6 protein-coding genes are annotated in these 12,320 nt (G+C 34.8%); all 6 read right to left on the minus strand.

What is annotated here, in order from left to right:
• Nucleotides 1-11: 11 nt before the first annotated feature.
• Complete coding sequence (locus tag FF52_RS17560; RefSeq protein WP_008467621.1) at nucleotides 12-3,044, minus strand: SusC/RagA family TonB-linked outer membrane protein; 3,033 nt, start codon at nucleotides 3,042-3,044, stop codon at nucleotides 12-14.
• A 46-nt stretch (nucleotides 3,045-3,090) separates the two neighbouring features.
• On the minus strand, nucleotides 3,091-4,488 hold the full coding sequence (locus tag FF52_RS17565; protein WP_008467622.1) for a hypothetical protein: 1,398 nt from the start codon (nucleotides 4,486-4,488) through the stop codon (nucleotides 3,091-3,093).
• A 629-nt stretch (nucleotides 4,489-5,117) separates the two neighbouring features.
• On the minus strand, nucleotides 5,118-9,158 hold the full coding sequence (locus FF52_RS17570; protein WP_035691823.1) for a two-component regulator propeller domain-containing protein: 4,041 nt from the start codon (nucleotides 9,156-9,158) through the stop codon (nucleotides 5,118-5,120).
• A gap of 177 nt (nucleotides 9,159-9,335) precedes the next feature.
• Nucleotides 9,336-9,923 (minus strand): LutC/YkgG family protein, encoded by a 588-nt coding sequence (locus FF52_RS17575; RefSeq protein ID WP_008467626.1) that lies wholly within the window; start codon nucleotides 9,921-9,923, stop codon nucleotides 9,336-9,338.
• Complete coding sequence (locus tag FF52_RS17580; protein WP_008467627.1) at nucleotides 9,916-11,316, minus strand: lactate utilization protein B; 1,401 nt, start codon at nucleotides 11,314-11,316, stop codon at nucleotides 9,916-9,918. The genes FF52_RS17575 and FF52_RS17580 overlap by 8 nt, the downstream gene beginning before the upstream one ends.
• 177 nt (nucleotides 11,317-11,493) lie before the next feature.
• Nucleotides 11,494-12,234, minus strand: a complete 741-nt coding sequence (locus FF52_RS17585; protein ID WP_008467628.1) for a (Fe-S)-binding protein — start codon at nucleotides 12,232-12,234, stop codon at nucleotides 11,494-11,496.
• Between the last annotated feature and the right edge of the window lie 86 nt (nucleotides 12,235-12,320).

The raw sequence follows: 12,320 nt of genomic DNA on the forward strand, positions 1-12,320 counted from the left end.
GATCGTTTTGATTAAAATGCAACATTAAGTCCCATCAAGATTGTTGGCTGTACTGGATAATTCCATCCTCCAAAACCTGATCCTTTTACTCTATCTCCCTGATTAGGATCTCCTCCAGCAACCTCAGGATCAACTCCTGTATACTTTGTCCATGTCCATAAATTTTGTCCTGACAATGATACTCTCAATTTATCCAGTCCAAATTTGTTATAGAAAGAGTATCCCACCTGAAAGTTTTTCATGCGGACAAAAGAACCATCTTCAACATAAAGAGAAGAGAATTTGGTAAAGTTTTCATTGTTATCATCTTTAGACAAACGAGGAATATAATTCGAAGTTCCTTCACCATGCCAAGCCATCTGTTCTAATCCGCTTACTTTGTTAGTTAAACTTGCACCATTGTATAAATCCGATATATTCTGGTTAACGATTTCATTTCCGATACTTGAATAGAAATTGGCCACTAAATCAAATCCTTTGTAAGCAAAATTTAAATTCAAACCAATGTTGTAATCAGCCCACGGAGAACCAATTTTTGTTCTGTCTTTTTCATCTATTTTTCCATCGCCGTTTAAATCTTTAAAGCGAACATCTCCTACTTGTGCATACGGCTGTAATTTCGTTCCGTGCTCATCTGTATGCGAGTTTAATTCCGTTTGGTTTTGGAACAATCCATCTGCCACATATCCGTAGAAATACCCAGGAACGTCACCTTTAACAGTTAAGGTTCTGTTTCCTGATCCGTATAATCTTTCTCCATCAGAAGAAAGCGATACCATATCTACATTCACCGTTGTAAAAGTTACGTCTACGCCATAAGAGAAATCACCTTTTTTATCTTTATAAGAAACAAGCAAATCGATACCGCTTGACTGCATAGAACCAACATTGGTCCACATTCTTGAATAATCTGGAAATCCGCTATACGTTGGAAACTGTTTTAAGAACAGCATGTCATTGGTTTTCTTTTTATAATATTCCAAAGAGCCTGAAAGTTTGTTTTTCCAGAAACCGAAATCCAAACCAAAACTCATATCTTCTACCGTTTCCCATTTAATGTCTTTATTTGCCATTGAAGAAGGAAAAGAAGTATCAACAACCCCTCCGCCAATTACATAATATCCTTGCCCAATATTTGATTGATAAACCGCATCTGGCAAACCTTGATTTCCTACTTTACCCCATCCTGCTCTTAATCTTAAATCGCTAACGAAATCTTTGGCAGATTCCATAAAGCCTTCGTTTAAAATTCTCCAGGAAACCGATGCAGAAGGGAAATTTGCCCATTTGTTATTGGTCATAAATTTGGAAGAGCCATCACGTCTAAATGTTCCAGTGAAATAATACTTTTCATCATAATTATAAGAAAAACGAGAGATATAAGACATTAAGGAACTTGACCAGCTGTTTCCTTTACTGTCTTTATTTTTGGTTGCCGCATTTAACTCTCTCATAGAATCTGAGTTGTTTGGCACCCCTTCTCCATATCCCCAAAGATCATTGCCGTTATACTCTTCCATGGTATTACCCACCATTAAAGAAGCATGGTGTTTTTCTGCAAATTTTCTAGAGTACGTAATCGTATTCTGCCAAGTCCAATCTACATTTGTAGTATTCCATTTTTCAACGGTATTAATTTCTTGTTTTTCGTGAGCTGCGTCAATTACAAAATCTGGAACGAATTTATTTCTCACTTTGTCTCCAACCTCAACAGATGCTTGTGTACGAATCACTAAACCTTTTATTGGCTCGTACTGTAAATATCCGTTTGTGTTTAAATTGTACTGATCGGTATAGTCATCATATCTTTTTACAGCTGCAACCGGATTCCATACATAAGATGGAGATCTTGCATAAATGCTGTATTCATTTTCTGTTCCGTTCAACTGATCTGCTGGTTTGTAAATTGGCGTAATGGGATCAATTTTATCGAAGTCAGCCCAGTTTCCAGGTGCTCCCCAAGTTTCATAACGCGGATTTAATGTAATTCCTGCTGACAGCTTTTTTGAGAATTTAAAATCGTTGGCAATTCTCATTGTTATTCTTTCCCATCCGCCTATACCGTAAATAGATTCAGAATTATAATAATTCAGACTTATTCCGTAAGTATGTTTGTCAGAGCCTCCTGAAATTCCTAAAGAAGCATTGGTAACGGGTGTTCCTTTTCTAATTCCTTCCTTCCACCAATCTATCGTTTTTCCTCTGTATTGTGACGGATTTGGCAGATAATCAGCATAACCTGAATTATTGTTGGCCGTATTCATTATTCGAGCATAAGTTTCAGCATCAGCCATATCGTATGGATTATTCATAATCTGCATACCAGAGCTTAAATCGAAAGTAAATCTGGTTTTGCCTTCTTTACCTTTTTTAGTGGTGATCAAAATAACTCCGTTAGACGCGCGAGAACCGTAAATAGCACTTGCAGAAGCATCTTTTAAAACTTCCATAGATTCAATTTCGTTGTTGCTTAAGAAATTGATGCTTGTTCCCATCGGAATTCCGTCTACTACATACAATGGATCTGTGTTTAAATTTAAAGTCGAAATACCACGAATTAAAACTCTTGGCTGCGCTCCTGGACCTCCTTGTCCCGTAACCTGCACTCCAGAAACTTTTCCTTGAAGCGATTCTGCTACGTTACCAACAGTCATAGTTTGCAATTCTTTTCCTTTTACAGAAGAAATCGAACTCGTAACGTCGCTCTTTTTTACGGCCGCATAACCTACTACCACTATTTCATCTAATGCTTGACTTGATTCCTGCATTACTACACTAATTTCTGTTTTATCTCCAACCGAGACAATTTGGGAAGTAAAACCTACAAACGAGAATTCGATTTGTGCATTTTTGTTTGGAACACTGATAGTATAATTTCCATCAAAATCAGTTGCTGCCGATGTCGAAGTTCCTTTTACTATTACATTTACTCCTGGAATCGGCACATTGGCTTTATCCTTAACAGTACCTTTTATTTTTATTTGTCCAAAAGATACAGCAGTACACAAAAGGGCAATAAAAAATCCTATATATTTAAATTTCATATCAAGCTGTTTTATTTGTTTAATGTTACAACTACGTTATAACCAACTATTTTTTTGTTATAAATACTCTTTCCAATTCGGTATCTAAGACTACTTTGTAAACACCTGGAGCGGCAGGATATTTCGCATTTCCATTTTCTCCCGGCGACATGGTTGCAATTCCATTTTTAATTAATCTCCAAGAAGGATCCCACCATTGGCCTGTGAAAGTTGCTTCTATAGTTCCCGTTAAAGTGTATTCTCCAACCAATTGATATGGATTGGCAGGATTATTAGTTAAGTGTAAACTTTTTTGAGTCCAGGCATCCCAAGTATCCCAAGTTGCTCCTTGAATTCCGCCACCGCAAACACTTACAAATGGTTTTCTTAACGCAGCATCATCATGCCATAAACCATTTGCAATATCTGCCCAAACTTTACTTATTGGAGTATATTTCTCAGCAGTATATTTTAAAGTATTTGGATTTACTTTGATTTTATAATATCCTTTTGTTGGCAAAATAATTGGCGTTGAAGCCACATCATCTACTAATTCTCCAGAAGCATTTAAACCAAAGCAATGAGGGGCAAAATCAGATTCCTGACCTAAGAAATATACTTCTTTGTTGTCTTTATCGGCGTAATACTTGAATTCGAAATCCTGTCCGCTTTTTTCATGGAAATACATCGGAACTCCAACTGCATCTGTAGTCAGATTAGTCCCTTTTGGCTGATCGCATAAATAGATAGCTGGATATTCATTAGTAGCCACAATATTTACGTTTAGTGCTCCTGAATTTGGAATCGCAAATTTATCTTTAGCAGTAATTGTTAAAACATAATTAGCAGCAGTTACTGGCAATTTATATGTTTTGTTGAATGTATATGACTGCGGAGATCCTGACAACTGAATCATTTCATCGATTCCTAAAGCTTCGCATTTTACTTGTACATAATCGATTCCTGAATCATCGTTTACTACAAAATTTATTGGCATTTCATTACTTGTAGACAATAAAATAACTGCTCCTTCTTTTGGTGTAATCATTGTTATGCTGGGAGCCGCAAACTCACCATCTAAACGCAGATTAATCTCTTCGGTGACAACATTGCCTGAAACGTCTGTAATAGCTAGTTTAATTTTGAAAGATTCCGATGTTCCTCGATCTGCAGGAATTTCAAAAAAATAACTTAAATCATACGATTTTAAAAGCGGATCTGTTCCAAAAGAAATCACTTTATCCAGAGATAATTCTGGAATCTGAATTTGTACGCTTTTTAATCCTAAATCGTCTGCAAGCGCAGCTTTAATTTCAAATTTTCTACTCGGAGCTCCATAAATCTCTTTTGTAGAAACTACCACCGTAGGATTATCAGAACTTGGAAATCCTGATTCATTATTTTGGCATCCTGTTACGAGAAGGCCAAAAAGAGCAAGAAAAAATAAAAATACATTTTTTTTCATTTCTTTAATTTTTGAGGTTAGGTTAGTTAGTTTTTTTTCTAAAAGTCAAAGTTTGTTTTTTAAATCTCGTAGGTTACTCGAGGTAATGCTTTTTTTATGTGAGGCGGTAAAAAAAGTAAAACGATTATTATGTGGTCATTTTCATATTATTTGAGTTTGGTTACATGGTTAGATATTTCTTTTTATTTCTTTCCGTTTATAATAAATGTCTTTTTTAAGTAACCCGCAGCCTAAATAAACTGCGGGATGATAAGTAATGAAAACCAACCACTACTGATCTGAAAGTTTAAAGAGTGCTCAGTTCTTTAAACAGATAACTAACTATCTTAATTAACACTTATGACTAACAGCAAAACCTATTTGTTGATTGCTATTACTGCAAAGAAATGTTTAAATAAAACTTCTAATGAGGGGTAAATTGGAAAAAAAAGGAGGTCAAAATTGTAATTAACCATTATTTTGAATTAAATTTTAAAGAGTATTTAAAATCATGTGGGATTTTTTACAAAATATATAATTATTGAATAAAATGCAGTTTTTAAGCTAAAACGTTTGAGCTGGATAAAAAAAATTCAAGCTTTCACTAAAAAAAGCAGCTGATTCTGCAACAGTAAAAATGAATCTAGAGCCTATTTAATGATATTCAAGTCAGAATTGAATGACGTTTTATACTTTTTGATATATTCTGAAGGAGTCATTCCAAAAAGTTTTACAAACTGCTGCCTGAAATATTTCGGATCTTCAAATCCAACCTCGGTACTCGCCTGAGTAATATTCATATCTTCAGTCAGCATCAGCATCGCTGCCCTTCTGATTCGCAAAGAACGAATAAAAGCATTTAAGGTTTGACCAGAAATAATTTTGATCTTAGTATAAAGCGTTCTGTGGCTCATTCCCATTTCAAGGGCAAAAGTTCGAATCGTGAAATCTTTTTTATGAATATTAGCTTCAACAATTTCGATACATTTTTTTAATATCTCTTGATATTCAACAGGAACTTTCTGAGTATTTTCTTTTAATGTTATACTATCTAAGAAATAGGTTCGCAAGTTATGGCGATTTCGCAATAGAGAATCGACTCTTGCTGTGAGAATATCATCATCAAATGGTTTTGTGATATAGTCATCTGCGCCCTCATTAATTCCTTGCAAATGAGTTTCTGGATTTTTAGATGCTGTCAATAAAATAACGGGAATATGTGATAGAGCGTTATCTTCTTTAATTCTTCGGCACAGCTCTAAACCGTCCATAGCTTCCATTGTAATATCGCTAATGACAAGATCTGGCATATGTTTTTTGGTCATTTTTAAACCTTCTTCGCCATTTTCAGCACTGTAGACTATATAATTATCAGCAAAAAGCTTAATAAGGTACGCTCTAATTTCTGCATTATCATCAATAATCAAAACGGTTCGCTTATCGCTTAACATAGTCTTCTTAAAATCACTGTCGGCAATAGAAGTTACTGCAGCAGGAATCGGCTCTTCGATTTCATCTGGAATCAATTCATCAAATAATTGGCTTCGCTGTGGTTTTTCATTGGTAATTTCTATATCCTCAAAATGACTGTTTCCTTTTAAAAATGCCAATTTAAATGTACTTCCCTTTCCTTTTTCACTGCTGCAGAGTACAGATCCTTTATGTTTGTCAACGAAATATTTAACAATATAAAGTCCAATGCCAAAACCAGTTCCAACTGAAACTTTCGAATTAATTTGTCTGAATTTTTCAAAAATAACATCAATATCTTTTTTATCAATTCCATCTCCGCTATCACTTATTTCAAGAAAAACTTCATCATCATTTTCAGTTACTGTCAAATTGATTTCGCCTCCAATTGGCGTGTATTTAAAAGCATTTGACATTAAATTAAACAGTGAAATTTCAATCTTTTCATAATCCCCAATAATGGTAATTTCGTGCTCTGGAATAATAAAATTATAACTAATCTGTTTTTCCTTTGCCTGATTGACGAAGCATTGATACACTTCATTCGAAAGATTATTTACATCTATTGGAGACAAACGCAAGGAATCGGCATCGTTTTCTGCTTTTCTTAGTAAAAGTAATTGATCTACCAAACTTAAAAGTCTTCTGGCATTTCGATGAGCAATTGCCAAATCACTTCCAGAAGAGCCCTTTTCGACAATTTCTTTTTGAACTGCTTTTTTCAGCGGATTAATAATCAGCGAAAGCGGTGTTCTAAATTCATGCGAAATATAAGTAAACATAGACGACTGCTTTTCGGCAATCTCTTTTTCTTTCTTGCTTTCAAGCTCTGCGATTTTAACCTTATACTTTAATTTTTCTTTGTTTTTGTTATAATCCAAGTATAAAAATAGTATTCCCCCAATTGCTAAAAGATATAAGGCATAAGCCCACCAAGTTCTATACCAAGGCGGTAAAACTGTTATAGAAACCAGACTTACTTCTTTATTCCATCCGCCTTGAAAATTGGTTGTCTTTACTTTAAAGGTGTATTTCCCCTCTGGAAGTCGCGAATAATTTGCTTTTCTGGTTTGGCCCACATAGTTCCACTGCTGATCCCAACCTTCCAAAAAATAGGCATAATTTATCTTATCTGCATTATTGTAGTCTAGCGCCACAAATTCTAATGACAAAGTGGTTTGATCGTATTCCAAGCTAACTTCTTTGATTTTATTAGAACTCACATCAACCTCAGCTTTACTTTCTTCAATAAGCTGATTATTGACGTAAAAATCTGTTAGCAAGACATTATTTTTTTGGATAAAGCCTTTTATTGTATGGGGATAAAAAACATTAAAACCGTTTATGCCTCCAAAAAGAAATTCCCCAGATGATAGTTTTATTCCAGCATTAAAACTAAATTGATTGCTTTGAAGTCCGTCATTTACAGAAAAATTACGGAATGTTTTAGTCTTTTTATCGTATCGGCAGATTCCATTATAAGTACTCATCCACAAGTTTCCTTCTTGATCCTCCAAAAGCCTTAGAATGGAGTTTGAAGGCAAACCATCGTCTATTGTTAATCTTTTAAAAGTATTGGTCTTTCGGTCAAATAAAAGCAGACCTCCTTCTTGAGTTCCAACCCAAAGATTTTTATCCTTGTCTTCATGAATACATCTGATAGGATTTCCAATTACTTTTTTAGTGATTTTTCGAGTATTTTTGTCAATAGATAAGAGCGAAGTATAATTTCCTGCCCATAACTTTCCATCAGAAGTTTCAATCATACACTGCAGGTTGTCGATTCTTTTATCGAAAGGTTCAAAGACATCTTTTTTTCGATTTAAAAGATACAGCGTACCTTCATTTGTCGAACTTGCCCAAATATTTGCTTTTGAATCTTTAAAGACAAACCAGATATTTTTCTCAATTTGTTTGGTATAAGGATTATAGCAAGAATATTTTTTAGCGTTATTCGTACTCTTGTTTATTTTATTGATTCCTCCAGCCCAAGTTGAAATCCAGATATCGTTAGTATTATCACGAACTATTCCTGTTATAAAAGGACTAGACAGAGAATTTCCATAATTTGTATAACTGTTGTTTTTTCTATCCCAATATTTTAAGCCTGCACCGTCTGTACCGACCCAAACATTCTTATTTTCATCTTCGCAAAAAGATAAAATAAAATTGTCTGCTGGATCTGTGGCATTATAACGAACACTTTTAAAATATTTTGGTGTATCACTCAGCATACTTATTCCGCCACGAAGTGAGCCAAACCATTTATTGCCTGATTGGTCTTCGTATAAACTCCAAACCGAATTGCTTTTGGCTAATTGTTCGTTATAAGAAAGAAGCTTTTTAGTGTTCGGATTAATGTAGAAAATGCCACAACCATCTGTTGTAACCCAAATTTTTCCTTTTTTATCTACTATAACATCTGTAACGCTGCATTTATTGGTGAAATAATTTTCTGAAACAGAACCTGTTTTGGTATTCATTAAAAACAAACCTTCGTCTGTTCCTAACAGAAGATTTCCGTCAGAAGAAAGTTTAATGGCCTTTACTCCTATTGAAAGTGGAAAAATAATTTTTAAGTCTTTTGCTTTATAATTGTAAGAGCAAACTCCAACATTGCGCACGTATACCCAACATCCTGATTTTTCTTTATTTTCCTGAATTGCAATAGCATCATAATTAGAAATCGTAATCTTATTTCCTAATGCGTTGAGCGGGATATGTTTTCCTGTGAAAGAACCATTTTCAAAAGCCAATAATCCTAATTTCTGCGAAGCAACCAAAACCAAATTATCTGACACGGAGCGCATCTGATGTATAATATCTTGTAGCACTTTGGGATTATCGTTCCACAGCGTATATTGAACCGTATGAAATGATGCTTTTGTTTTATCGTAAATACAAATTCCGCTGGTTCCTCCTACCCAGATATTATTTCTAGAGTCACCCTCTATATTATAAATGGTATTGAATAAAAGAGATTTTTTATCGTTGATTCGGTTTCTAAAAACTTTAAAATTATATCCGTCATATCGGTTTAAGCCATCATAGGTTCCAAACCACATATAGCCTTCCTTATCCTGATAAATTGTGGTAATGGAATTGTTAGACAAACCGTCTGATATGTCAAGAAATTTGATGGGATAATCCTGCGAATATCCTACCCAAGAAAATCCAATTAACAGTAGAAGATGTAGAACTAAACGCTTCAAAATGTACATTCTTATATTCGTGTAAAGAGTACAATTATAAGCTAATTTTAGGAAAATTTTAAAAAAAGAATGCAGAAATGGCAAACATTCCTGCATTCTATGTTTAGTCTTTTCTTTTTAATAAACTATTCCCTACTGAGCTTTATTTCTATGCGAATATTTTCACCTTGCAATAAGATGAAAAACTTAATCCAATAAAAACACGATCAATCCCCTTGCTCCGTGAGCGCCAAGAACGAGAGATTGCTCAATATCTGCTGTTTTTGACGGACCTGCAATAAAAGTTCCAAAACCATATTCCATGTTTCCAATTCTTTGATACGCTTGCTGCATTGTTGGAACAAGATCTTTTTTATGAACAATAATAGCTAAATATTGTGCAATGAAAGGAGCAACACGCTGTCCTAAAATATCATCAGTTACCCAAAGTCCGCTGTTTTCTGCTACTCCAAAATGTGCTTTTACAACCGTTAATTCAACATCCTGAAGTGAATGCGGATCTACTGTTTTCCAGTCTAAAGAAGCAATCTCTGAAAGTTCTGGAAGGGTTGTAATCAGTCTTTTCTCAAGATTATAATTGGATTTGATGTAATTGATGATTTCATTATAATCTGCAACTTCTACAGGCTCTCCTCCAATGCCTTTCAGAACCGTTTTATACGTTTCTAACACATCAAATTGTTCTGAACCTAAAACTGTAAGATCTGGCAGTTCTGAAACCAAATCGGGTTGATTCAGTTTTATTCTTTTTAAAATTTCACCTTTACTACTCATCTCCTTTTGCTTTAGATTCTCTCGAATTTTTCTTGTACCATTCTCTAAAAGATTCTTCTGGAACATCTGGCATTTCTCGCTGATCATACCATTTGTTCATTTTATTATTGACCATTCCTGGAATATTCTTCATTACAAATCGCCCTGATTTACCGGCAATATTAAAAACGGTCGGATTTGCCAAAACGGTCGCCATTGTTTTCATCGCAATGGTTTTGGCTTTTGGCGTATGCCCTTCTTTTACCAAAACCTGACGCCATTTGTACAATTGATCATGAATATCAATTTTTACCGGACAAACATTGGTACACGAACCGCAAAGCGTACTAGCAAAAGGCAGATCGGCATTTTTGCTCATATCTAAATTTGGCGCCAAAATAGAACCAATTGGTCCTACAACTGCATTGTGATAACTGTGTCCGCCGCTTCGTCTGTAAACGGGACAAGTATTCATACACGCTCCACAACGAATACATTTCAATGAATTTCTAAAATCTTCTCTTCCTAATTGCGTGCTTCTTCCGTTGTCCACAATTACAATGTGCATTTCTTTTCCGTCTCTTGGCTTCTTGAAATGGCTTGAAAAAGTCGTAATTGGCTGTCCAGTTGCGCTTCTTGCTAATAATCTCAAGAAAACACCTAAATGTTCTCTTTTCGGAATCAGTTTTTCAAATCCCATGCAGGCGATATGAACATCTGCTAAATGCGCGCCCATATCGGCATTTCCTTCATTGGTGCAAACCACAAATTCTCCTGTTTCTGCAACAGCAAAATTAACTCCTGTTAAAGCTACTTTTCTAGTCAAAAAAGTATTTCTCAAACTCTGGCGAGCTGATTCTGTCAAATACTGCGGATTGAAATTTCCTTTTTCTGTACCTAAATGTTCGTGAAAAGTCTCACTTACATCTTCTTTCTTTAAGTGAATCGCAGGAAGTACAATATGACTTGGCGGTTCTTTACGAAGCTGTACAATATATTCTCCTAAATCTGAATCAATTACTTCTATTCCTTTTTCGGCTAAATAATCGTTTAAATGGCATTCTTCTGTAAGCATCGATTTGGATTTCACCATTTGCTTTACATCATGTTTTGCCATGATAGAATGTACAATTTCGTTGTGTTCTTTTGCATCGGCAGCCCAATGTACAATTATTCCGTTTCGTTGCGCATTAGCTTCAAACTCGACTAAATAATCATGAATATTAGAAAGTACATTAAATTTTATTTGAGAAGCCGTTTCGCGAAGCAATTCCCAATCTGCTATTTGGTGCGCTGATTTATCTCTTTTAGCACGCACAAACCAAAGCGTTTCATCGTGCCAATTGACACGTTCTACATCTTTATTGAACTTTGCTGCGGCTTCGCTGTGCGGTATTGTTTTTTCTGATGACATCTTATAAAAGTTGTTTTTACCATTAAGATATTAAATAAATTAAGCTAAACTTTATGAACTTAATTTCTTTATGATTAAAAGAAAATTAAGTTTTTTAAAATCTCTTAAATCTCTTATTTTTTTACTAAGAAATATTTAACCAAGCTTTATGACTTAATTTCTTAATGGTAGAAAAAATTAATTTTCGAGTGAATTTAATATTTCAGCAATGTGAATGGTTTTAATTCTGCTTTTCTGCCTTTTTAGAATTCCGTCCAAATGCATTAAGCAAGACATATCACCTCCTGTAATATAATCCACATCATGACTTTCGTGATCTTTAATACGATCTTGCCCCATTTTTACCGAAACGGCTTCTTCAGTCACACAGAAAGTTCCTCCAAAACCACAGCATTCATCTTTTCTGGTTAGAGCTACCAAATCAAGGTCTTTTATACTGTGTAGTAGTTGTTCTGGTTTAGAGAAAAATGGCGCGTTTAATTCAGACATTTGCGAAAGCTTTAATCCGCGTTGACCGTGACAGCTTACGTGCATTCCTACTTTATAAGGAAATCTTCCGTCAATGTGATCGATTTTTAAAACGTCGGTAATAAATTCGGTAAGTTCGTAAACTGTATTTCGAATTGCTGTCGCTTTCTCTTCTTGTTTTTCGTCATGCAAATGGTCTTTCACATGCAAAACACAACTTCCAGAAGGACAGACGATGTAATCAAATCCAGAAAAATTGGCAATAAAATTGGCATCGCATCCTTTTGTCAAATGTGCGTAACCGCTATTTGCCATTGGCTGTCCGCAGCAGGTTTGTCCCATCGGAAATTCGACATCACAACCTAATTTTTGGAGTAATTCGTAGGTTGCAATTCCTACTTTTGGGTAAAATTGGTCGACATAACAAGGTATAAAAAGTCCAATTTTCATATTGTAGTATTTAGTGTGTTGTTCATTAGGCGTGTACTGTAAATGTAAAAAATACGTTTCTCAGCAAATTTACAACATACAGACCG

Source organism: Flavobacterium sp. F52 (assembly GCF_000278705.1).
Taxonomy (GTDB): domain Bacteria; phylum Bacteroidota; class Bacteroidia; order Flavobacteriales; family Flavobacteriaceae; genus Flavobacterium; species Flavobacterium anhuiense.

Excerpts from the sequence above, each read along its gene's own strand:
- FF52_RS17560 (WP_008467621.1), bottom strand. The coding sequence starts at position 3,044 with ATGAAATTTAAATATATAGGATTTTTTATTGCCCTTTTGTGTACTGCT.
- FF52_RS17570 (WP_035691823.1), bottom strand. The coding sequence starts at position 9,158 with ATGTACATTTTGAAGCGTTTAGTTCTACATCTTCTACTGTTAATTGGA.
- FF52_RS17585 (WP_008467628.1), bottom strand. The coding sequence starts at position 12,234 with ATGAAAATTGGACTTTTTATACCTTGTTATGTCGACCAATTTTACCCA.
- FF52_RS17565 (WP_008467622.1), bottom strand. The coding sequence starts at position 4,488 with ATGAAAAAAAATGTATTTTTATTTTTTCTTGCTCTTTTTGGCCTTCTC.
- FF52_RS17575 (WP_008467626.1), bottom strand. The coding sequence starts at position 9,923 with ATGAGTAGTAAAGGTGAAATTTTAAAAAGAATAAAACTGAATCAACCC.
- FF52_RS17580 (WP_008467627.1), bottom strand. The coding sequence starts at position 11,316 with ATGTCATCAGAAAAAACAATACCGCACAGCGAAGCCGCAGCAAAGTTC.